18 protein-coding genes and 1 tRNA gene are annotated in these 23043 nt (G+C 69.3%); 13 read left to right on the top strand and 6 right to left on the bottom strand.

Features of this window, described 5'->3' with window-relative positions:
• Positions 1–3 precede the first annotated feature (3 nt).
• The 5 genes from ACFHYO_RS10465 (at position 4) to ACFHYO_RS10445 (ending at position 5523) form a co-directional block, all read left to right on the top strand.
• A complete protein-coding gene (locus ACFHYO_RS10465) occupies positions 4–1461 on the top strand; it encodes a type I restriction-modification system subunit M (protein ID WP_028720200.1) in 1458 nt (485 codons plus the stop codon).
• The gene (locus ACFHYO_RS10460) at positions 1458–3182 is read left to right on the top strand and encodes a restriction endonuclease subunit S (protein ID WP_036763059.1); all 1725 of its coding nucleotides are present in this window, start codon (positions 1458–1460) and stop codon (positions 3180–3182) included. Before ACFHYO_RS10465 ends, ACFHYO_RS10460 begins: the two co-directional genes overlap by 4 nt.
• The gene (locus ACFHYO_RS10455; protein WP_028720198.1) at positions 3179–3898 is read left to right on the top strand and encodes a DUF3800 domain-containing protein; all 720 of its coding nucleotides are present in this window, start codon (positions 3179–3181) and stop codon (positions 3896–3898) included. The genes ACFHYO_RS10460 and ACFHYO_RS10455 overlap by 4 nt, the downstream gene beginning before the upstream one ends.
• Positions 3895–4371 (top strand): hypothetical protein, encoded by a 477-nt coding sequence (locus tag ACFHYO_RS10450; protein WP_228189148.1) that lies wholly within the window; start codon positions 3895–3897, stop codon positions 4369–4371. The genes ACFHYO_RS10455 and ACFHYO_RS10450 overlap by 4 nt, the downstream gene beginning before the upstream one ends.
• Positions 4372–4602: 231 nt before the next feature.
• A complete protein-coding gene (locus ACFHYO_RS10445; RefSeq protein WP_028720196.1) occupies positions 4603–5523 on the top strand; it encodes an HNH endonuclease in 921 nt (306 codons plus the stop codon).
• A gap of 269 nt (positions 5524–5792) precedes the next feature.
• Here ACFHYO_RS10445 and ACFHYO_RS10440 read toward each other — a convergent pair.
• Positions 5793–5882 (bottom strand) — tRNA-Ser (locus ACFHYO_RS10440).
• 357 nt (positions 5883–6239) lie between these two features.
• Positions 6240–7337, bottom strand: coding sequence for a redox-regulated ATPase YchF (gene ychF / locus ACFHYO_RS10435; RefSeq protein ID WP_394320269.1), 1098 nt, complete (start codon positions 7335–7337; stop codon positions 6240–6242).
• Between the two features lie 177 nt (positions 7338–7514).
• On the opposite strand from ychF, the gene trpA reads away from it, so the two are divergent.
• Both trpA and ACFHYO_RS10425 read left to right on the top strand, forming a co-directional pair.
• On the top strand, positions 7515–8384 hold the full coding sequence (gene trpA / locus ACFHYO_RS10430; RefSeq protein ID WP_394320267.1) for a tryptophan synthase subunit alpha: 870 nt from the start codon (positions 7515–7517) through the stop codon (positions 8382–8384).
• Between the two features lie 28 nt (positions 8385–8412).
• The gene (locus tag ACFHYO_RS10425) at positions 8413–9033 is read left to right on the top strand and encodes a VOC family protein (protein WP_394320265.1); all 621 of its coding nucleotides are present in this window, start codon (positions 8413–8415) and stop codon (positions 9031–9033) included.
• A gap of 546 nt (positions 9034–9579) precedes the next feature.
• Here ACFHYO_RS10425 and ACFHYO_RS10420 read toward each other — a convergent pair.
• The gene (locus ACFHYO_RS10420; protein WP_394320263.1) at positions 9580–11898 is read right to left on the bottom strand and encodes a ComEC/Rec2 family competence protein; all 2319 of its coding nucleotides are present in this window, start codon (positions 11896–11898) and stop codon (positions 9580–9582) included.
• A 119-nt stretch (positions 11899–12017) separates the two neighbouring features.
• On the opposite strand from ACFHYO_RS10420, the gene gltX reads away from it, so the two are divergent.
• Positions 12018–13436, top strand: coding sequence for a glutamate--tRNA ligase (gltX, locus tag ACFHYO_RS10415; protein WP_394320261.1), 1419 nt, complete (start codon positions 12018–12020; stop codon positions 13434–13436).
• A 139-nt stretch (positions 13437–13575) separates the two neighbouring features.
• Positions 13576–14868 carry a citrate synthase gene (gltA, locus tag ACFHYO_RS10410; RefSeq protein ID WP_036701403.1) on the top strand — a complete coding sequence of 431 codons (1293 nt, stop codon included), beginning with the start codon at positions 13576–13578 and terminating at the stop codon, positions 14866–14868.
• 48 nt (positions 14869–14916) lie between these two features.
• Here the strand turns inward: gltA and ACFHYO_RS10405 are convergent, their stop codons facing one another.
• Positions 14917–15411, bottom strand: coding sequence for an SRPBCC domain-containing protein (locus ACFHYO_RS10405; RefSeq protein WP_394320258.1), 495 nt, complete (start codon positions 15409–15411; stop codon positions 14917–14919).
• 130 nt (positions 15412–15541) lie between these two features.
• Between ACFHYO_RS10405 and ACFHYO_RS10400 the strand changes: the two genes are divergently transcribed.
• The gene (locus ACFHYO_RS10400; RefSeq protein WP_394320256.1) at positions 15542–16852 is read left to right on the top strand and encodes an NAD(P)/FAD-dependent oxidoreductase; all 1311 of its coding nucleotides are present in this window, start codon (positions 15542–15544) and stop codon (positions 16850–16852) included.
• A 105-nt stretch (positions 16853–16957) separates the two neighbouring features.
• On the opposite strand, the gene ACFHYO_RS10395 is transcribed toward ACFHYO_RS10400, so the two are convergent.
• Positions 16958–17947, bottom strand: a complete 990-nt coding sequence (locus ACFHYO_RS10395) for an FUSC family protein (RefSeq protein WP_394320254.1) — start codon at positions 17945–17947, stop codon at positions 16958–16960.
• A 52-nt stretch (positions 17948–17999) separates the two neighbouring features.
• Positions 18000–19043: an HlyD family secretion protein gene (locus tag ACFHYO_RS10390; protein ID WP_394320252.1), complete on the bottom strand. Its 1044-nt coding sequence runs from the start codon at positions 19041–19043 to the stop codon at positions 18000–18002.
• Between the two features lie 309 nt (positions 19044–19352).
• Between ACFHYO_RS10390 and ACFHYO_RS10385 the strand changes: the two genes are divergently transcribed.
• Genes ACFHYO_RS10385 through ACFHYO_RS10375 form a run of 3 tightly spaced genes read left to right on the top strand, consistent with a single transcriptional unit; the run spans position 19353 to position 23040 of the window.
• Entirely contained in the window at positions 19353–21005 is a 1653-nt protein-coding gene (locus ACFHYO_RS10385; RefSeq protein WP_043133845.1) for an alpha/beta hydrolase, read from the top strand.
• A gap of 40 nt (positions 21006–21045) precedes the next feature.
• Positions 21046–21783: an SDR family NAD(P)-dependent oxidoreductase gene (locus ACFHYO_RS10380; protein ID WP_394320250.1), complete on the top strand. Its 738-nt coding sequence runs from the start codon at positions 21046–21048 to the stop codon at positions 21781–21783.
• Positions 21784–21792: 9 nt separating this feature from the next.
• On the top strand, positions 21793–23040 hold the full coding sequence (locus ACFHYO_RS10375) for an acyl-CoA dehydrogenase family protein (protein WP_394320248.1): 1248 nt from the start codon (positions 21793–21795) through the stop codon (positions 23038–23040).
• The last annotated feature ends 3 nt before the right edge of the window (positions 23041–23043 follow it).

The raw sequence follows: 23043 nt of genomic DNA, 5'->3' as shown, positions 1-23043 counted from the left end.
ACCATGATCGTCCGTACCACCGTCAAATCCATTCAGGACATCATGCGCCAGGACGTAGGCGTCGATGGCGATGCCCAGCGCATTAGCCAGCTCACATGGCTGTTCTTCCTCAAGATCATCGACGACCAGGATCAGGAACTCGAAATCACGCGCGACGATTACCGCTCGCCGATCCACGAGCGTTTCCAGTGGCGGAACTGGGCGGCGGACCCCGAGGGCATCACCGGGCAGGCCATGCTCGATTTCGTCAACGATGAGCTGTTTCCCGCCCTCAAGGGCCTCCAGGTCTCAGCCAAGCCGGGCGATCGCCGCCGCGTCGTGCGCGACGTGTTCGAGGATGCCTACAACTACATGAAATCCGGCCAGCTGCTACGGCAGGTTGTCAACAAGATCAATCAGGTTGATTTCAACAACCTCGACGAACGTCGCCACTTCGGCGAGTTCTACGAGCAGCTGCTCAACGACCTGCAATCGGCGGGCAATGCGGGCGAATACTACACGCCCCGCGCCGTGACCGCCTTCATGGTCCAGATGGTCGACCCCCATCCGGGCGAGACGCTGTTCGACCCCGCCTGCGGCACTGGCGGCTTCCTGACCTGTTCCATCCGCCACATGGAGGAGAAATACGTCCGCACGCCTGCGCAGCGCGAGACGATGCAGGGCGCCCTCCGCGCGGTGGAGAAAAAGCAGCTTCCCCACATGCTCTGCGTCACCAACATGCTGCTGCACGGCATCGAGGACCCGTCCTTCGTGCGCCACGACAACACGCTGGCCCGCCCCTACATCAGCTACACCGCGTCCGACCGTGTGGACATCGTGCTGACCAACCCGCCTTTCGGCGGGCGCGAGGAAGACGGCATCGAGTCCAACTTCCCGCAGCACTTCCGCACCCGCGAGACCGCCGACCTCTTCCTTGCCCTAATCATCCGCCTGCTGAAGACGAACGGCCGCGCGGCCGTGGTCCTGCCTGACGGCTCGCTGTTCGGCGAGGGCGTCAAGACCCGGCTCAAGGAGCACCTGATGGAGGAGTGCAACCTCCACACCATCGTACGCCTGCCGAACTCGGTCTTCCGTCCCTACGCCTCGATCGGCACAAATCTGCTGTTCTTCGAGAAGGGCGCGCCGACGCGGGACATCTGGTTCTGGGAGCATCGGGTACCCGAGGGGCAGAAGGCCTATTCCATGACCCGGCCCATCCGGCTGGAGCATCTGGCCGACTGCGCCGCCTGGTGGGGCGGGCCGCGCCGCGAGGGGCGGGTGGAGACCGAGCGCGCCTGGAAGGTCAGCGCAGAGGAGGTGAAGGCCCGCGGCTACAACCTCGACATCAAGAACCCGCACACGGTGGCCGAAGATCACGGCGACCCAGAGACGCTGCTGGAGGATCTGACAAACGCAGAGGCCGAGGTGGCGGCGCTCCGCGACCAGTTGAAGGCGATCCTGTCAGAGGCGCTGGCGCGATGAACGCGGAACGGCTGCTCGCCCTCTACGAAAAGGTGGCCGAGGCGCCCGACGCGGTTCCACGCCTGCGACGCTTCGTGCTGGACCTCGCCGTGCGGGGGAAGCTTGTGCCGCACGATACAAGCGAGGGGCAAGGGGCCGTCCTACTGAAGCAGATTGCTGATGCCTGGAAAGCCCGCCTGGCGTCCGGAGAAATCAAGAAGATCGTGAAATGGCCGAAGGTGTCAGCCGAGGATGTGCCATTCGACGTGCCATCGAACTGGGCGCTGGTAAGACTTGGCGAAGCCATGGACCTCATCAACGGGCGCGCTTTCAAGCCATCCGATTGGACGCAAGAGGGTTTGCCCATCGTCCGAATCCAAAACTTGAACAACGCTTCGGCACCATTCAATCGCTTTGACGGTGACGTCAGGCCCAGGTTCCTAATCGACACAGGCGACTTTCTAATCAGTTGGTCGGGCACCCCCGGAACGTCGTTCGGTGCCCATATCTGGGACCGCGGTCCAGCGGTGCTGAACCAGCATATCTTCAAAGCCGTGCTGCTTGGCGAGGCGTTCGAGAAGGCTTTCCTCAAGATCGCCATCAACTCTCGCCTGCTGGAACTGATTGAGCAGGCTCATGGCGGTGTCGGTCTCCAACACATCACGAAGCCAAAGCTAGAAGCTGTTGCGCTAACCCTCCCACCCCTTGCCGAGCAGCGGCGGATCGTTGCGAAGGTGGAGGAGCTGATGGCGCTGCTGGATCGGCTGGAGGCGGCGCGCGGGCAGCGCGAGGCGACCCGCGACCGGCTGACCACCGCCAGCCTCGCCCGCCTGACTGCCTCTGATACGGGGCCCGACGCCGATCCAGCCGACTTCCCAGCCAACGCCCGCTTCGCCCTCGCCACGCTCCCCGCCCTCACCACCCGCCCAGACCAGATCAAACCCCTCCGACAGACCATCCTCAACCTCGCCGTCCACGGCAAACTTGTGGACCAGGATACCACCGACGAACCTGTCTCAAGCCTCGTCGAAAGGATCTGGTCGGAGCAGGAGGCGGCGAAGAAGCAGCGCGCCGAACCTGATATGACGCTGGTGGACTTCTCGATACCATCACATTGGATTTGGCAATCGCTGGACGGGGTCCTCACGGATGGCCCTCAGAACGGACTCTCGCCGCGCAAGTCGGAAAGAAAAGACGCGCCGAAAGCGATAACGCTCACGGCGACCACAAGCGGCGCCTTCGATGCCCAGCAATTCAAGAATGTTGATGTGAGTCTGGCAGACGCTGCGCGCTATTGGCTCGAGCCGGGCGACCTTTTGTTTCAGCGAGGCAACACTCGGGAATATGTCGGAATGGCTGCGATCTATGATGGTCCGCCCGAAACGTTCCTGTTTCCCGATCTGATAATGCGCGTGAAGGTCTCGCCGCACGTGGACATACGTTTCGCGCATCTATGGTGCATTGCTCCGTTCGCTCGCCATTTCCTGAGCGCGAATGCGACTGGGGCGCAGCAAACGATGCCGAAAATCAATCAGGGTATCCTACGCTCCTTGCCAATCCCCCTCCCACCTCTCGCCGAACAACATCGCATCGTGGCCAAGGTCGATGCCCTCATGGCCCTCTGCGATCGGCTGGCGACCGCCCTCGCCACCGCCGACTCCACTCGAGCGCGCCTCCTCGAAGCCCTTCTCGCCGACGCGCTGGACCCGGCATCGATGCATGAGAAGGAAGCGGCGGAATGACGGAGCCACGCCTGTTCAACGTCTATTGCGACGAAAGCTGCCATCTCGAGCACGACGGCGTGCCTGTAATGGCTTGGGGTGCCGTCTATTGCCCCGCCGACGCCAGCCGCGCCATTTCCGAAGCAGTGCGGGCGCTGAAGGCCGACCATGGGCTTGCGCATGATTTCGAGGCGAAATGGACAAAAGTCTCGCCAGCCAAGGCCGATTTCTACTTGGCTCTGATTGACCTGTTCTTGAACGATGAGCGGCTTCGGTTCCGTGGCCTCGTCGTTCCGGACAAGAGCTTGCTGGACCACGCGCGCTTCGACCAGTCACACGACGACTGGTACTACAAGATGTATTTCACAATGCTGCGCCCCATCTTCTGCGCACCGCATCGATATCGCATCTACCTGGACGTAAAGGACACACGCGGCGGGCCGAAAACCCGGAAGCTGCATGAGGTCCTGGCCAACAGTCTTTATGACTTCGACCGGGAGGCGATCCAGCGCGTCCAGCAGGTTCGCAGCCACGAAAGCGAGCTGCTCCAGGTTGCCGACCTTGTTGTCGGAGCGCTAACGTATGCGAACCGTGGCCTCACAACGAGCCCGGCAAAGACGGCAGTTGCGGCTAGGCTGCGTGAGCGGCTCGGGCAAAATCTTCTGATCCGCACTTCCACGTTCACGGCAACGAAATTCAACATTCTCGTGTGGCGGGCGCGGGAGGCGGCTGGATGAACCCGCCCGATCTACTGCCGTTCGCCGCGTTTGGGGGCGACTGGCCCGCATATGAAGCCGAGCTCCACCGCATCTTCATTGCCGAGATTGCGCGCGGCGAGCTTACCTTTCGCGGAGATCGGGTGAATTGCCGCCGATTACCGGAGGCGGCGGACCGATGGGCTTCGTTCTGGCACTTGGTTCAGGAGGGACGGGTTGAAGATGACCGCATGCCCGACCTGCGCCGATGCGAGCGTATTCGGTGGGTGCGCTGGGTGATCGAGAATGCGGCGTCTCACGTCGAGATCGACATGTGGCAGAACACCCGCGGCACCGAGACCAACACGCTGCTCTGGTTTCGCGAGGAATATCTGGTCGTTCTAGGGCAGCGCCAAGGCTACTGGCTCTTGAGAACGGCCTATTGCACGGAGAAAAGTGGGCGTATCGCGCAGCTCAGAAAGGAGCGAGATGCGTTCCGCCGCGCCAACCCCTAGAACGGCTGAAGCCGCCCAAGCGAACCTAGGCGGCCTCGAATGCTCCTCCTACACATGGCAGGTGAGACAACGCGAACATGGCGCATCTGGGCCTGATTGTCAAGGACCTCCGGCGTCCACCAAGCATGACCCCAGTGCCGGCTTCGAGAAAAATCGCATCATTTACAGTCCCTTAACGATATTTGATTTGGCGCCTAGGGCCGTCATTCAGCCAGGCAGTGGTAGCGAGTGATGGCCGTCAACCTCGTGATCGCAGTCACAGACGGAGACTGGTTCGAGATGTTGCGCCAGCACCCCAACCTTGGCGAGGTCAACTTCTGGGCACCGTCAGCGGCGAACTTCCGGGCACTACGATCCGGCGAGCTCTTTCTCTTCAAGCTACACGCACCCCGCAACGTGATCGTCGGTGGCGGCGTGTTCACGTACGCCAATGCTCTGCCATGCTCGCTGGCCTGGGAAGCTTTTGGCGTTGCAAATGGTGCTCGGTCGGCACAGGAGATGCGAGCCCGTATCGCACGCTATCGCAGGAGCGACCCGTCGGACCGAAGTGACTTTCAAATCGGTTGCCGGATCCTCACGCAGCCGTTCTTCTTCCGTGAGGCCGACTGGATCCCCGTCCCGCGAAGCTGGGCACCAAATATCGTTTCGTTCAAGACGTACAGCACCGGAGACGCTGAAGGCCTGGCTCTGTGGAATGCGGTGAACGACCGAATGAATCGGCAGCAATTTGTCGGTATGGCCGAAGACCGAGCGCGGTACGGCGATCCGCAGCTGATCCGCCCGCGTCTCGGCCAAGGAGCCTTCCGCGTGCTCGTGACCGACCTATACCAGCGTAGGTGCGCCATAACACAAGAGCGCACTCTACCGGCTCTGGAGGCGGCTCATATTCGTCCATACGGGGAAGGGGGAGGACACGAAGCCAAGAACGGCCTTCTTCTGAGGCGAGACATTCATAGCCTATTTGACGGCGGGTACGTGACTGTGACCCCGGAGAACCGCTTTGAAGTGAGCCGCAGGATAAGAGAAGAGTTCGATAATGGTCGACACTACTACGAGCTTCATGGCCGGAGTATCTCGCTGCCTACTGACGAGGGCGCCCGACCGGATCCCGCTTTTCTCCAATGGCACAATGAGAACCGGTTCAACGGCTGACGGAATTTGGATGTGGGTTCCGGGCGCCGCCCGGTTGGATTCTCGAAACACAACAGGCTGTGCGCGGCAGAAAATCCTTACCTTTCAGCGCATTGGGCGAAATTCACCAAATCACCGCAGGCAACAGGTCCGGAGAATATTGGCCCTGAGAGACTGCTTCCGGGGCTCTTGGCGGCAGCGCCAGTGCTCAGCCCCTCCCGCATAACCCTCGACAACAACGGAAAAATCCGGCCGCAGCCGGATCGGGAGAACGCTTTCGCGAGGGCAAGTGGCGGAGTGGAAGGGATTCGAACCCTCGAGACGGTTTCCCGCCTGCACCCTTAGCAGGGGTGTGCCTTCGACCACTCGGCCACCACTCCGCCGGCGGGTCTATCAGCGGCGGCGGCCGGAGAACAAGGGGGAATCGAAGCATCCGCAGGATGTTCGTTGACTGCAACGGTGGAACCGGACTCCGTGTCCCGCTCCGACCCGCTAACCCGGCTGCCGAGAAGCCCATACATCTGGCGCTGACCACGCAAATCCGTTCTATAGACAAGGCACTATGGCGGGACGGGCTTCGTTCAGCCAACCACAAACCCATGCAGTCAGCGCCTTCCCGACGACGGGTGCCAAGCGTCCGCGCGGCCCCACCGCGCAGCCATCCACACCACGCCAATCGACGCCTTCTCGACGACGTGCGCCCCGCTACCGCGGCCCCAGCGCACGGCCCCACCCCCTCAGGCGTTGAACAGGAAATGCAGCACGTCGCCGTCCTGCACCTCGTAGCCCTTGCCCTCGACGCGGAACCGGCCCGCCTCCCGCGCACCGGCCTCGCCGTTGCCGGCGACGTAATCCTCGTAGGCGATCGTCTCGGCGCGGATGAAGCCCTTCTCGAAGTCGCCGTGGATCACCCCCGCCGCCTGGGGGGCGAGCGTGCCGGCGTGGATCGTCCAGGCCCGAGCCTCCTTGGGGCCCACGGTGAAATAGGTCTGCAGGCCAAGCAGCGCATAGGCCGCGCGGATCAGGCGGTCGAGCCCGGCCTCCTCCAGCCCCATCTCGCCCAAAAACAGCGCCGCCTCATCCTCGGGCAGCTGGCTGATCTCCTCCTCGATGCGGGCCGAAATCACCACGTGGCCGGCCCCCTGTGCGCGCGCCATCTCGGCGACGCGATCGGACTGGGCGTTGCCGGTGGCGGCCTTTGCCTCCTCGACGTTGCAGACGTAAAGCACCGGCTTCGCCGTCAGAAGCTGCAGCATGTCCCACGCCTTGCGGTCGTCCTCGGCGATCGTGACGGTGCGCGCCGGCTGACCGGCCTCGAGCGCCACCTGCGCGGCCATCAGCAGGCGGTCCTGAGCCGCGGCCTCCTTGTCGCCGCCCTTGAGCTTGCGGGCGAGGTTCGCCCGCCGCCGCTCGATCGATTCGAGGTCGGCGATCATCAGCTCGGTCTCGATGGTCTCCGCGTCGGCCACCGGGTCCACGCGCCCCTCGACATGGGTGATGTCGCCGTCCTCGAAACAGCGCAGCACATGGGCGATGGCGTCCACCTCGCGGATGTTGGCGAGGAACTGGTTGCCGAGCCCCTCGCCCTTGCTGGCGCCCTTCACCAGCCCCGCGATGTCGACGAAGGTGATGCGGGTCGGGATGATCTGCTTGGACCCCGCGATCGCGGCCAGCCGCTCGAGCCGGCGGTCCGGCACCGCCACCTCGCCCACGTTGGGCTCGATGGTGCAGAAGGGAAAGTTGGCCGCCTGCGCCGCGGCGGTGCGGGTCAGGGCGTTGAACAGGGTCGATTTGCCCACGTTCGGCAGCCCGACGATCCCCATGCGAAAGCCCATGTTCCATTCCCTTCGATGCGCGTGTCGCGGCCTTCTAGGGCAGCGGCGGCCCTGCGTCCAGCGGGCCGGACGGCCGCCCCCTGCCCCCGTCGCGGCGGCCGGGGCATACGGTCCCTGCCCTTCCCCTCGCAGCCCCGCTTGCCTATGACGGGCCAGACCCGACCGCGAGGAGCCCGCATGACCGCCCCCAGCCACCGCGACCCCGATCAGCGCGACCCGAGCCCCAGCGCCCCGGCGCCGACCCGCATCGACGCGACCTTCGCCCGGCTGGGCGCCGCGGGGCGCAAGGCCTTTGTCTCCTACGTCATGGCGTTCGACCCCGACCGCGAGACTTCGCTGCAGATCCTGCGCGGCCTGCCGGCGGCGGGGGTGGACGTGATCGAGCTGGGGATGCCGTTCACCGACCCGATGGCGGACGGCCCGACGATCCAGGCGGCGGGGCAGCGGGCGCTTGCCGCGGGCGGCTCGGTCACCGGGGTGCTCGAGCTGGTGCGCGCGTTCCGTGAAGAGGATGCGACCACGCCCATCGTCCTCATGGGCTATTATAACCCGATCTACGCCCGCCGCGGCGGCGTCGCGCGCTTCCTCGAGGAGGCCGCCGCGGCCGGCGTGGACGGGCTGATCGTGGTGGACCTGCCGCCCGAGGAGGACGCCGAGCTCTGCCTGCCCGCGCAGGCGGCGGGGCTGAACTTCATCCGCCTCGCCACGCCCACGACCGACGACCGGCGGCTGCCGGCGGTGGTCGAGAATACCTCGGGGTTCGTCTATTACGTGTCGGTCACCGGCACGACCGGCGGCGCGGCCGCCAACGCCGCCGACGTCGCGCCCGAGATCGCCCGCGTCCGGGCCGCCGCAGGGCTGCCGGTGGTCGTGGGCTTCGGCATCGCCTCGCCCGAGGCGGCCGAGGCGCTGGCCGGGGTCGCGGACGGCTGCGTGGTCGGCTCGGCCATCGTGGCGCGGATCGGGGCGGGCGAGCCGGTGGACGATGTGCTGGGCTACGTCGAAAGCCTCGCCGCCGGTGCCCACCGCGCAGGCCCGACGGGGTGAGGCGACCGCGACGCGACGAGGTGGCAGGATGAGCGGGGCGGACGGCCATGCCGCAACGGCTCGCGCCGCCATCACATTCGACCATCTCGCGGTCGCGGCCGAGACGCTCGAGGCCGGGGTGGCGTTTCTGGCTGCGCGGCTCGGCGTCGCGCCGGACCCGGGTGGCGCGCATCCCCGCATGGGAACCCACAACCGGCTGCTCTCGCTGGGGCCCGAGGCCTATCTCGAACTGATCGCCATCGACCCCGCGGCCCCGGCCCCTGACCGGCCGCGCTGGTTCGGACTCGACGGGTTTCGCGGGGCGCCGCGGCTGGTCGGCTGGGTGGCGCGGACGACGGCGCTGCGTCCGCCGCCGGGCACCTCGGTGTCGGCGCAGTCGCGCGGCGACCTGCGCTGGCAGATCGCGCTGCCGGAGGACGGCCGCCCCATGGCGGGCGGCGCGCTGCCGATGCTGATCGACTGGCAGGGCGGCCCCCACCCGGCGTCGCGCCTGCCCGACCGCGGCCTGCGGCAGGCGCGACTGGTGCTGGGTTTCGCGGGCCTCTGGCCGGATTGGGCGGCGACCTCGGACCCGCGGATCGAGATCGGACCGGGCGCAGTTCCGCTGCGGGCGCTGATCGAGACGCCATGCGGGGCGGTGTGGCTGTAGCACAGCGCGGGGGCCACGACGTGGCGGGCGTCGTGCGAGATGATTCTGGTGTGATTGTTGAGCGGCGGGCGGGTTCTCCGGCCTCAGGTGGCCTGAGGTTGCCCCCGCACAAGAAGCCACGGCGCGCCGCTTGACCTTACGGTATGCACCCGCGTCTCGATCGCAGGTTCCCGGCTCGCAGTTGCTGAGAAAGGCCGGCGTCCGCGGCACGCGGGCGGCGCTCATCGTCTACCGCCGGGCCTCGGACGGCAACGATCCTAGAGATCGCTCGTCTGCCGCAGGAGGCACAGCCGCTCACCGCGTACCGGCCACGCAGCCTCAACGCACGTTGGCCCCTAAACGTGTCACGCGCACGTGAGTGGACCCCGGTGCGCCGCTCCAACCTAACGGTCCGTCCCAGCGTGCCGCCGTTCAACCTCCCGGTTCGAACCGGCGCTGCGCCACTTCAACCTCCCGGTTCTAGCCAGCGCTGTTTCCCGAGTCATCTAGCTGAGCGTCGCACCCAACGCTGCTCCCACAAGGCCGGCCACCCGTCCCACCTTGCCCTCACCGCTGCCGCGCCATGCCGCCCTTCGCCTCCGCGCCCCGCGCCTCGCTGCCCCGCCCGGCCGCTTCAGCACGCTTTTCCCACTCCCCGCCACCCAGCCCCGCCCGGCGCCGCACCGCGGCCGAAGTCCAGAGCCGCGCGCCGGTCGCCTCGGCGGTGGTGAGCCAGGTGAGCCGCCCCTCGCGCACCCACGCCGCCTGCGCGCCCGTCTCTCGCAGCCGCGCCTCGTCGAGCAGGACGCAATCCCGCCGCCCCGCCGGCGCCCGGCCCTGCATCACCACGATCGCCCCGCCGGTGCAGGCGCGCTCCAGCGCCGCCGCGGCGCCCTTGCCCGAGAGGTGGTGCAGCGCCAGCCCGCCCACGCGGCTGATCCGGTCGCCGCGCGGGCCGGTCCAGCCGGGCCGCGCGGCGGCGGCCTCGGCGCTGGCCCCGTCGCCGTCGGCGCGCAGCCAGCTGTCGGCGACGAACGCACCCGCGGGCTTCGAGAGCGCCCGCCCCTCGGCCGTCATCAGCCCCACGGCGCTCGCGTCCCCCGCGACGATCAGCGTCGGCCGCGCGCCCCCGACCCAGATCCCCGCTGCAAGCGCGACCGCCGCCAGCGCCACCCCCGCCAGTCCCCGCGCCGCGCGGCGCCCGAGCGGCGCGCTCAGCGCCAGCAGCGCCACGGTTGCCCCGGTCCCGCCCAGCGGAAGCACCGCCCAGTGCGGCGCGCTGACGGTGGAGACCGCCCCCGCCCAGCCGGCGACCATCTCGCCCACACCCAGCATCCAGCGCGTGCCCCACCCCATCGCCCAGAGCGCCGGTCCGGCCAGGCCCAGCGGCGCCAACAGCGCCGCGATCACGCCCGCCGGCATCACGACCGCCCCCATCACCGTCACCACCAGCAGGTTGGCGATCAGCCCGTACTGGGCCGAGCGGTTGAAATGCGCGGCCGCCAGCGGCGCCGTCGCCAGCCCCGCGATCAGCGAGGACAGCACCAGCAGCGCCACGACCCGCAGCACCCAGGGCAGCCGGTCGGCGTGCCGCGACCAGGCGGGAAAGACGAGGATCAGCGCCGCGGTGGCGGCAAAGCTCATCTGGAACCCCGGCGTCACCAGCGCCTCGGGCGCCACGGCGAGGATCGCCAGCGCCGCCACCGCCACGGTCCTGAGCGACAGCGCCCGGCGGTCGAGCAGGATCGCCCCCAGCATCACCGCGACCATCAGGAACGCCCGCTCGGTCGGCACCCCGCCGCCCGAGAGCCACAGATACGCCCCCGCCGCCGCCAGCGCCCCCAGCGCCGCCACCTTGTGCAAAGGCCACCCGGCGAGCCCGCGTCCCACAGGGCTCGCCATCAGCCCGGCCAGCGCCAGCCTGAGGGCCGCATAGACGAAGCCCGCCACCATGCTCATGTGCAGGCCCGAGATCGAGACGATGTGGTAGAGGTTCGAATCGCGCATCAACTGGTTCGTCGCCTCGGCGATGCCCGAGCGGTCCCCGGTCATCAGCGCCGCGGCGACCGCCCCCTCCTGCCCGCCGATCGCGTCGCGCATCGCGGCCCCCAGCCGCAGCCGCAGGGCGGTCGCGTCTAGCCACCGAGGCGGGGCGGGCGCGACGGTCAGGATCGGCGTCCGGGTATAGCCGACCGCGCCCAGCCCCTCGAAGAACGCAGCGCGGCGGAAGTCGAAGCCCCAGGGCTCGGCCGGGCCGGGGTTCGGCCCCAGATACCCGGTCAGCATCACCCGCGTCCCCGGCGGCGGCAGCGCCTGCGGCTCGGTCAGCGAGATCCGCACCCGGCGCGGCGTCCGTTCGGGGGCGGTGTCGCGCAGGCGCACCTCGTCGAGCGTCAGGCGCATCCGGTCGCGGGCCGAGCGGTCGATGTCGGCCACCCGCCCCTCGATCGGGCCATAGTAGCGGAAGTCGAGCACCGGCGCGGCGACCAGATGCGCCCTGAGCCCCGCGGACAGAAACCCGCCCGCGACCAGCGCCAGCGCCAGACCGGCCATCCACACCGGATCGGCGCGCGCCCAGCCGATCCGCCCGGCCAGCGCCGCGCGGCGGACGGCCCATCCGGCCCCCAGCCCCGACAGCAGCAGCAACCCAGCGGCGGCATAGGCGCGGGCGCCCGGCTCGACCGTCAGGGCGAACCACGGCCCGATCCCGAGCGATAGAAACAGCGGCGCCCAGACGATCAGCCCGGCCTGCCCGACCCGGGTGTCGTCGCCCGCCAGCTCCTCGCGCCGCGCCTTGCGCCGCACCAGCGCCTGCCACAACCGCAGCCCGAGCGCCCGCGGCCCCCGCGCCTGCCGTGGTGTCAGCCCTGCGTCGAGCGCCGCCAATCCTTGTCTCTCCCCGTCCGCATCGCGTATCCCTCGGCCAACCCTAACCGCGCGGCCTTTCCAGAAGGTTAACGCCCGCCCGGGTGACCACCGCCGCGGCCGAGAGACAGGACCGACCCATGACGCCCCCCGCCCCCAGCCAGCCCGCCCCCGATGCGCCAGTCGTCACCCGCTTCGCCCCCTCGCCGACCGGCTATCTGCACATCGGCGGCGCGCGCACGGCGCTGTTCAACTGGCTCTACGCCCGGGGCCGGGGCGGGCGCTTCCTGCTCAGGATCGAGGACACCGACCGCGCCCGCTCGACGCCCGAGGCGACGGCGGCGATCCTCGAGGGGCTGATGTGGCTCGGCCTCGACTGGGACGGCGAGCCGATCAGCCAGGCCGGGCGCGCCGACCGCCACGCCGAGGTCGCGCGCGAGATGCTCGCCGCCGGCACCGCCTATCCCTGCTACACCCCCGCCGACGAGATCGCCGCCTGGCGCGAGGCACACCCGAACCAGGTCTTCCAAAGCCCGTGGCGCGACGCCGACCCGGCCACCCGGCCCGACGCGCCCTTTGCCATCCGCCTGCGCGCCCCGCGCGAGGGGGTCACGGTGATCCACGACGCGGTGCAGGGCGACGTGACCTTCCGCAACGACCAGCTCGACGACATGATCCTGCTGCGCTCGGACGGGACGCCCACCTACATGCACGCGGTGGTGGTGGACGACCACGACATGGGCGTGACGCATATCATCCGCGGCGACGACCACCTGACCAACGCGGCTCGCCAGGCGCAGGTCTATGCCGCGAACGGCTGGGCGCTGCCGGTCTTCGCCCATATCCCGCTGATCCACGGCACCGACGGCAAGAAGCTGTCCAAGCGCCACGGCGCGGTCGGGCTGCACGAGTTCGCCGCCATGGGCTATCCGCCGGCCGCGATGCGCAACTACCTCGCCCGGCTGGGGTGGAGCCACGGTGACGACGAGCTGTTCTCGGACGCCGAGGCGCAGGCGTGGTTCGATCTCGACGGGATCGGCAAGGCGCCGGCGCGGCTCGACTTCAAGAAGCTCGAGCACGTCTCGTCGCACCATATCGCGCAGATGGACGACGCCGCCCTGCTCTCCGAGATCGCGGCCTTCCGCGAGGCCACCGGCGAGGCCGCGCTGACGCCGCGTCAGACCGAGCGGCTCACCCCAGCGCTCGGGGTGCTCAAGGCCAAGGCCCGGACCCTGCCGCAACTGATGGAGCAGGCGCATTTCGCCCTCGTCGATCGCCCCGTCGCGCGCGACGACAAGGCGCAGGCGGGGCTGGATGCGGTATCCGATGGTATACTGCCAGAATTGACTGCTGCATTGCAGCATGTTAACTGGAATCGCGACGACCTGGAGGCCGCGGCGCAGCGGATCGCCGAGGCGCACGGCGTGGGGCTCGGCAAGATTGCGGCGGGGTTGCGCGCCGCGCTGGCCGGGCGCAGTTCCACCCCCAGCGTATTCGACATGATGCTGGCTCTGGGCCGCGAGGAAAGCCTGGCCCGGCTGGCGGACGCGGCGTCCTGACGCCGCGCCGAGGGGGTCTGCGGCGGCTGCCGCAGGGGTGACCGGCGCGCCCGCGCGCCGATGCGAGGACAAAGGCGGCCCGGTGCCGCCCGACGAGTGACCCGGTCCCGCGGGACCAAGAGGCGAAAAGGAACGTGCGATGGCCGAAGCCAAGACTGCCCGGATCACGGTGAACGACAAGGACATCGACCTGCCGGTGCTGACCCCCACGGTCGGGCCGGACTGCGTGGATATCCGCAAGCTGTATGGCCAGGGGGGCGTGTTCACCTTCGACCCCGGCTTCACCTCGACGGCGGCGTGCGAAAGCGCGATCACCTACATCGACGGTGACCAGGGCGAGTTGTGGTACCGCGGCTATCCGATCGAGCAGCTGGCGGCCAAGTCGCACTACCTCGAGGTCTGCTACCTGCTGCTGCACGGCGAGCTGCCGAACAAGTCGCAGATGGACGATTTCGAGACCCGGATCACCCGGCACACGATGGTGCACGAGCAGATGCACTATTTCTTCCGCGGCTTCCGGCGCGACAGCCACCCGATGGCGACGATGGTCGGCGTGGTGGGCGCGATGTCGGCCTTCTACCACGATTCGACCGACATCAACGATCCGAACCAGCGCGAGATCGCCTCGATGCGGCTGATCGCCAAGGTGCCGACGATCGCGGCGATGGCCTATAAATACTCGATCGGCCAGCCGTTCGTGTATCCGAGGAACGACCTCGATTACGCCTCGAACTTCCTGCACATGTGCTTCTCGGTCCCGGCCGAGCCCTACCACGTCGATCCGGCGCTGGCCCGCGCCATGGACCGAATCTTCACGCTGCACGCGGATCACGAGCAGAACGCCTCGACCTCGACCGTGCGGCTTGCGGGTTCGTCGGGCGCCAACCCGTTCGCCTGCATCGCGGCCGGCATCGCCTGCCTCTGGGGGCCCGCGCACGGCGGCGCCAACCAGGCCGCGCTCGAGATGCTGGAGGAGATCGGCTCGGTCGACCGCATCCCCGAATACATCAAGCGCGCCAAGGACAAGGACGACCCCTTCCGGCTGATGGGCTTCGGCCACCGGGTCTACAAGAACTTCGACCCGCGGGCGAAGATCATGAAGGAATCGGCCGACGAGGTGCTCGACATCCTCGGGATCGAGAACAACCCGACCCTGCAGGTCGCCAAGGAGCTTGAGAAGATCGCGCTCGAGGACGAGTACTTCGTCTCGAAGAAGCTCTATCCGAACGTCGACTTCTACTCGGGCATCATCCTGTCGGCGATGGGGTTCCCGACCTCGATGTTCACGCCGATCTTTGCGCTCTCGCGCACCGTCGGTTGGATCTCGCAGTGGAAGGAGATGCTGGGCGACCCGGACAACAAGATCGGCCGCCCGCGCCAGCTTTACGTCGGTGCCGACCGGCGCGACTATCTGGACGTGGACAAACGCTGAGCCGCGCCGTCTGTCAAAACGAAGGGGGCCCGTCGCGGCCCCCTTTTTTCATTCCACGAGTTCGGCGAGCTGCCCGAAGGTTGCGCCCCAGCCCTCGGCAAAGCCCATCGCCGCGTGCCGGTCGCGGTCCTCGGCCGAGGCGTGCAGCACCCGCGCGGTCAGCCGCGTGCCGCCCGCCTCGGGGACGAGCGTCAGTTCGGCGGTCATGAACGGCGTCCTGGCCGGACGGAATCCGGCCGAGAGCGCATCCGTCCACACCAGCCGCCGCGGCGGCTCGGCCACCAGCACGCAGCCGCCCGCCTCGCCCTCCGCATCTGCGGCGCAGTCCTCGGCCGCGCCGTCCGGCCCCTCCATCCGGATGTCGAAGGCCCCGCCCGGCTGCGGCTCGACCACTGCCGAGGTCACCCGCCACGGGCGCGGCGCGAACCAGCGCGACAGCTGCTCCGGCTGGGTCAGGGCGGCCCACACCGCCTCGGGTGCGGCGTCGATGCGCCGCGTGATGACAAGGTCGTTGCCCTCGGTCGTGGTATTGGTGGCTGGCATGGCGGACGCTCCCCTCAGCGGTCCGGCGCAGGGTGAGCCGTCGCCCGCGCGACCGTCAAGGCCCCGGTTCCGCGGTCGGCGGCGACGTGCTAGGCCTTGCCGTGATCCGGCTGCGACAAGGGGGCGCGCGATGAACCTGCTGTTCGCCAACGACCGGCGCGGGGCCTATCCGCCCAGCCTCTACGCCGAGCAGAACCCGCCCCTGCCCCCCTTCCCGCCCCTGCGTGGCGAGGCGCGGGCCGACGTGGTGGTCGTCGGCGCGGGCTACACGGGCCTCTCCGCCGCGCTGCACCTCGCGCGCGCCGGGCGGCGGGTCATCGTGCTCGAGGCGCAGCGGGTGGGGTTCGGCGCCTCGGGCCGCAACGGCGGGCAGATGGGGTCGGGCCAGCGCCTCGACGTGGCCGACCTCGAGCGGCTGGCCGGCAAGCCCGCCGCCCGCCGGCTCTGGGACATGGCCGAAGAGGCCAAGGCCCTGACCCGCGCCCACGCGGCCGAGGCCGGGGTCGCGGTCCACGACGGCATCGCCCACGCCGCCCGCAGCGCCGCCGAGGTCGCCCACGCGCACGAGAATGCCGCCCGCCTCGCCCGCGACTACGGCTACGACCGCATCACTCCGCTGGACGGCCCGGCGCTTGCGGCGCTGATCGGCACCGGCGTCTATGCCGGCGGCGACCTCGACCGCGGCGCCGGGCACCTCGACCCGCTGGCGCTGGCGCTGGGGTTGGCGCGGCTGGCCCGCGACGCGGGCGCGGTGATCCACGAGGGCGCCCATGTCCACGCCATCCGCCACGCCCGCCGCGCGACCGAGACGACCATCGTGCAGACCGGCACCGGCCGGGTGCTCTGCGACCACGTCATCCTCGCCGCGAACGGCTATCTCGGCCACCTCGACCTCGGCGTGGCGGCACGGGTCATGCCGATCAACAACTATGTCGTCGCCACCGAGCCGCTCGGCCCCCGCGCCGACGCGCTGATGGCCGAGAACGTCGCCGTCCACGACACGCGCTTCGTGGTGAACTACTGGCGACTCTCGGACGACCGCCGGCTGGTCTTCGGCGGCGGCGAGACACTGGGCTACCGCTTTCCCCGCGACATCGCGGCCAAGGTCCGCGGCCCGCTCGAGCAGGTCTACCCGCAGCTCAGGGGGGTGCGGATCACCCACGCCTGGGGCGGCACGCTGGCGATCACCATGAGCCGGCTGCCGCTCTTCGCCCGGCCAGCGCGGAACTGCCTGTCGGCGAGCGGGTTCTCGGGCCACGGCGTGGCGCTCTCGAACCTCGCCGGCAGGCTGATGGCCGCGGCGGTGATGGGGCAGTCCGAGGGGTTCGACACCATGGCCGCCCTGCCCGCGCGGCAGTTTCCGGGCGGCGCCGGGCTGCGCTGGCCGCTGCTGGTGGCCGGGATGGGCTGGTATTCGCTGCGCGACCGGCTGGGGGTCTAGGGGGCGGCCCAGTGTAGCCTCTGACTGTACCGAGCGGGTCAGCCTCAGGGCTGTCGCGCGTCGATTTCCCGGCAACCGAGCCCCCCTTCTCCCGCAATCCTCGGCTTACACCGGCGCGGCTTCGACGGTGGGCTCGGCCCATCCGGTGAGGCTGTCGAGCAACGCCACGGCGAAACTTGTCGCGTAGGCGCCGAGCAGGGTGAGGGCCACGCGCGTCACGGTGGAATAGATCGCATCCTGCGACGAGAGGGCCCCGGCGATCAGCGCCAGACCCACTGATAGCGCATACTGATAGACCGGCGCAGGGCGGGGGCCGGTCAGCATTCCCTGCCCGAGCCACAGGCTGCCCAGGAAGATCAGGGTCAGTGCCACTGGCAGCACCGGCAGCATCGCCGCCCCGGCGAGCACCACCGTCGCCATCCCGGCGCCAAGGAGTGTAGCGCTGACGCGGTCGTTGGCCTCACCGAGCGCCGCCTTGCCGGTCGGAAAGACAAGGACCATGGCCGCGATCATGGCGAGCATCATGTCGCCGGGTTGCATGATCGTGTAGAGAAACAGGCTCATCGCCAACAGCAGGCTCGCCCGGATCACGGCCCCTACCGCGAGGTTTCCGCGCGCCGGCGTGGGGTCGTCGACATGCGGACGGGTGGTGCGCGACGGCAGCACCCAATAGACCAGCGGAGCCAACACCAGCGCCAGCAGCGAGGCCTGCACGAATCCGTCGCGCATCTGCTCGGCGGCGGCGAGACTGGTCATCGCCATCACCGACATCAGGACCGCGACGATGATGATCAGCATCTCCATCGCAGCGCCCGTGCGCAGGATCATCAGGAACCCCGCGTAATAGACCAGCCAGATCCCGGTGAGATAGACAAGCGGCATGGGCCGAAGGAACTCGACGAACCAGACCATCAGGTAGCACAGCACGATCATCGCCGCCGGCCCGCCCACCGCCTTTCCCATGCTGAAGGCGGCGCGCTGGCCGCCGATCAGGCCGATCGGCAGCGCCGCCACCATCGTCGGCAGGGCCGGGTCGAACACAGCCGCGGCCAGATAGGCGAGCGCCGCCGTGAGGGCGATGCGGATCCCGAACAACGGGTCTTCGACAGGGTCAGGGCGCGGGGCGACATACACGGCGGCGCGCCCTTCAATGCAGATAGCTGGTGAAGGCGCGGACCCGCATCACGGCACGCGCGAAGGCCTCGGTGACGCCGCCGGGGCGGGCCAGGATCGTCACGGTGGTCTTTCCCCCTACCGGGACGTGTTCGGGCCAGCTGTCCATCCCCCCAGCCAGTTCGACGCGGACGGGAATGTGGCGGGCAGGTTCAAACCAGCGGTTGGAGGACTGGTTCACCACCAGCCCCCCCTGCGCGCTCCGGCCCGGGTTGATGCCCCACGCGACACTCTGCACCCGACCATCGAAGACCTCGCCCGGGCGTGAATCGAACAGGATCAGCGCCGGGTCGCCCGCCGCGACATTGCCGAGCTGGTTCTCGCGCAGGTCCACGGTCACCCAGGCCGCGGCCGCATCGATGAAGGTCAGCGCCGGGCTGCCGGCACTGGCGTACTGACCGGGCGAAAGCGTGAGGTTCGTCACAACCCCCAGATGCGGGGCCACCACCGTGGCCGAGGCCAGGTCGTACTGCGCCCGCGCCAGCTGCGCTTCGGCGGCCGCGATGGCGGGGTTGTTGCGCCCTTCGGGGCCGAGCTGCGCGCGGGCACTCTCGAGGCTGGCGCGGGCGGCCTCGGCCTGCCCCTCGGCTTGCGACAGCGCGTTGCGGGCGGTTTCGCCCCGCGCCTTGGCGACCACGCCGCGCTCTTCGAGCCGCTGGGTCCGGGCCGCCTCGGCCCGCGCGGTCTCTAGGGCTACGTCGGCCTGCGTCACCGCGGCCTGCGCCGCCGCCAGCGACGCCGTCGAGGCGTCGAGGCTCTGCCCCGTCTCGGCCAGCGCCGCCTCGGCCTGGCGGACGGCCAGCTCGAACGGGCGGGGGTCGATGCGGAACAGGGCCTGCCCGGCCGCAACGATCGAATCGTCGGCGACCATCACCTCGACGACCTCGCCCGACACCCGCGGGGCCATCTGCACGATCGAGGCCGAGACGGTCCCGCGCGACGAGCCCGGCGCGTTCCGGTCCAGGGTAACGTAACCCGCCACAAGCGCGACGAGCAGCAGGACGGTCAGGACCGCCACAGGCCTGGCAGGGTTCGAGGCCGGCGCCGCAGGACGAGGTGCAACGGAGGGGGCCGGCGGCGGCGCGGGGCGCGCTGGCCGGGGGTCCGGCACGGACGCAGGCGCGCCGGACGCAGGCCCGACCGGGGTCGCTGCCCCGGCACCGCCTTCGGGGCGCGGGGCCGGCGTTGGGGCCAGCGGGGGATTGGCGTCGGGCATCGAAGTTCTCCGGCAGCAGGCGGGCCGCGTGTCCCGATGCTGACACGCCCGAGGCGACTTGCCCATAAGCCGCAAACAGCGGCAGGGTGCGCGAGAGTCAGGAGTAATCGGATGAACCCGCGCAAGCCCTTCGGTCTGTTGCTTCTGCCGCTGATGCTGGGCCTTCTGTTCTTTGCCGCCTCGCTGACACCGTCGCTGATCCCGCGCAGCTGGGCGGTGCAGGGGGCGCTTGGCGGTCTGGTGGCGGCGCTCGGTTACCTGATCGGACGATTCTGGCTGAGCCTGTGGCGGGCGCTGATGCTGCCCGAGTTGCGCGGCCAGGCGGCAGACGTTGCTCACATCATTCTCGCCGGGCCCGTCATCGCAGCGCTGGCCCTGTGCCTCGCGCGGGCCGGCGGCTGGCAGAACGGCATCCGCATCCGCATGGGGATGCCACCGATCGAGACGATCCATTCGCTGCGGATGCTGGCCCTGGCCGTCGTCGTATTCGGGGTGCTGATGCTGGTCGGGCTGGCCATCCGGCTGATCTTCGATGCCGTCCGCGGGCGGCTTGCCCGTCACATGCACAGCCGGACGGCGGATGTGGCGGGGCTGCTGCTGGTGCTCATCGCGCTTCTGGTGGTGACCCGCGACGGGGTGCTGGACCGGGTCATCGCCGGGCTCGATTCGTCCTATACCGCCGCGCAGGCGCTGTTCGAGACGGCCCCGCCGGCCCCGTCGGACCCGCTGCGATCGGGCAGCGCAGCCTCGCTGGTGGACTGGGCGGCGATGGGCCAGCCGGGCCGCGACTTCGTCACCGGCGGTCCCGACGCCGCCGCCATCGCCGCCTTCACCGGTCGCCCCGCACGTCAGCCGATCCGGGTCTATGTCGGTCTGGCCGAGGACGAGGACCCCGCCGTCCGCGCCCGCATCGCCTTGGACGAGCTGCGCCGCGAAGGCGGGTTCGACCGCAAGGTCCTGATCATCGCCCTGCCCACCGGTACCGGCTGGCTCGACCCCGGCAGCTTCGACCCGCTTGAATACATGCACGGCGGCGACGTGGCGACGGTTGCGGCCCAGTACTCCTATCTGCAGTCGCCGCTGGCGCTGCTGCTCGAGACCAATTCGGGGCTCGAGCAGGCGACGGCGCTGATCCGCACCGTGCATGGCTACTGGAAGACCCTGCCCAAGGATCGCCGCCCGCGGATCTACGTTCATGGACTGAGCCTCGGCGCCTGGGCCTCGATGCACGGCACCGACCTTTTCGCCATGCTCGACGATCCGATCAGCGGCGCCTTCTGGACCGGCTCGCCCTTCCCCTCGGGTTTCTGGGCCGAGGCCACGGCGGCGCGCAATCCCGGCAGCCCCCATGTCCTGCCGGTGGTGGGCGACGGGCGGCTGATCCGCTTCGCCTCACACCTCCGCGACGCGGGCGGGCCGGAGAACTGGGGCAGCATGCGGCTGATGTTCCTGCAATACCCGAGCGACCCGATCGTGTTCTACGAGCCGACCTCGTTCTGGCGCGCGCCGGCGTGGATGCGCGAACCGCCCGCCCCGGACGTCTCGCCCGAGCTGAGCTTCATGCCGGTGGTGACCCAGTTCCAACTGGCGCTCGACATGGCGCTCGCCACCTCGGCCCCGGCGGGGTACGGCCATTCCTATTATGCGCGGGACTACATCGGCCCCTGGGTCGCTGTCACCGATCCCGAAAACTGGACCGAGGCCGAAAGCGCCCGCCTGACCCTGCACTGCGATCGGGGCTTCCAGCAGGGCTGCGACAACTGAGCCCCGCGCCCCTTCCCCACCCCGCCACGGAGGCCCCGCGATGACCCAGCGCACGATCCTCGTCACCGGTGCGTCGAGCGGCCTTGGCGCGCATTTCGCCCAACTGCTGGCCGCGGATGGCGCGCGGGTGATCCTCGCGGCCCGCCGCGCCGAACGGATCGATGCGCTGGCCGCAACAATCCGCGCCGCGGGCGGGACGGCAGAGGCGGTCGAGATGGATGTGGCCGATCCCGCATCGGTCGAAGGGGCCTTCGCCCGCATCAAAGGACCGATCGAGGTCGTTGTGAACAACGCCGGCATCGCCACCGGGGCGGCGGCGATCGACACCGATCCGGCCGACTTTGCCGCCGTGCTCGATACCAACGTGCGGGGCGTGTTCCATGTCGCCCAGATCGCCGCCCGGCGGATGCGCGACCACGGCGGCGGCGCGATCGTCAACGTGGCCTCGATCCTCGGCTTCCGGGTGGCCGGCAACGTCGCGGCCTATGCCGCGTCCAAGGCGGCGGTGGTGCAACTGACCCGCGCGCTCGCGCTCGAATGGGCGCGCCACGGCATCCGCGTGAACGCGCTCTGCCCCGGCTATATCGAGACCCCCATCAACCGGGCGTTCTTCGCCACGGAGGCTGGGCAGGCCTTGATCCGCCGCATCCCCCAGCGCAGGCTGGGGCAACTGTCGGACCTCGACGCGCCGCTGCGGCTGCTGTGTTCCGACGATGCGCGCTACATGACCGGCAGCGCGCTGGTCGTCGATGGCGGCCATCTCTGTTCAAGCCTGTGAGGGGGGCCGATGGACTTCACCATATCGCCGCGCGTCGAGGAGTTCCGCCGCCGTATCGCCCGCTTCGTCGAGAACGAGCTGCTGCCGCTCGAAGCTGATCAGGCCAGCTTCGACGCCCATGAGAACATCCGCCTCGATCTGCTTGACACCCTGCGGGGCAAGGCAAGGGGCGAGGGCCTGTGGTGCCTGCAGCTGCGCCCCGAGACCGGAGGCCAGGGTCTGGGCAAGGTCGGCATGGCGGTCTGCTACGAGGCGATGAACCGCTCGATCTTCGGCCCGGCGGTGTTCAACGCGGCCGCCCCCGACGACGGCAACATGATGGTGCTGGAGAAGGCCGCGACCCCGGCCCAGCAGGCCCGCTGGCTGGCGCCCATCGTGGCCGGCGAGGTCCGCTCGGCCTTTGCCATGACCGAGCCGGCGCCCGGATCGGGCTCGGACCCCGCCGGAATGATGCTGACCACGGCCACCCGCCGGGGTGACCGTTACGTGGTGCGCGGTCGCAAGTGGTTCATCACAGGCGCCGGCGAGGCGCGCCATTTCATTCTGGTCGCACGGACCTCGGACGACCCGCGCCGCGGGCTCAGCGCCTTTCTGTTCGACCGCGACACGCCGGGGTGGCGGATCGAGCGGCGGATTCCGATCATGGGGCCCGAGGAACATGGCGGACACTGCGAACTGGTGTTCGAGGACATGGAAATCCCGGTTGCCGACCGGCTGCTCGACGAGGGGGACGGTCTCAAGCTGACGCAGATGCGGCTGGGTCCGGCGCGTCTGACCCATTGCATGCGTTGGCTCGGGCTGTCACGGCGCTGCGTCGAGATCGCCACCGACTACGCCCACCAGCGCCTTGCCTTCGGCGAGCGGCTGTCGGCGCGCGAGAGCATCCAGATCATGCTGGGCGAGCTTGCCATGCAGATCGAGATCGGCCGGCTGCTGGTGATGAAAGCCGCGTGCGCGCTCGACCAGGGCAGCTACGCCCGCAAGGAGGTGTCGATGGCCAAGGTCCATGTCGCCAACCTGCTGCACAAGGCTGCTGACACCGCGATCCAGATCAACGGTGCGCGCGGCTATTCGAAGGACACGCCCCTCGAGTGGATCTACCGCTATGCCCGGCAGGCGCGGTTGGTCGACGGCGCGGACGAGGTGCACATGATGGTGCTGAACCAGCACCTCGAACGCGAAGGCCGCGATTTCTGGACGTGGCAGGCGGCCGGTCAGGACGGCGCGCCGAGCGAGCCGGTGGAGGGCGCGCGGTGAACG

Origin of the sequence: Paracoccus panacisoli (genome assembly GCF_042435015.1) — a bacterium.
Taxonomy (GTDB): Bacteria; Pseudomonadota; Alphaproteobacteria; order Rhodobacterales; family Rhodobacteraceae; genus Paracoccus; species Paracoccus panacisoli.
The sequence above is the reverse complement of the archived record's forward strand: the minus strand, read 5'-3'. Positions and strand labels throughout refer to the sequence as shown.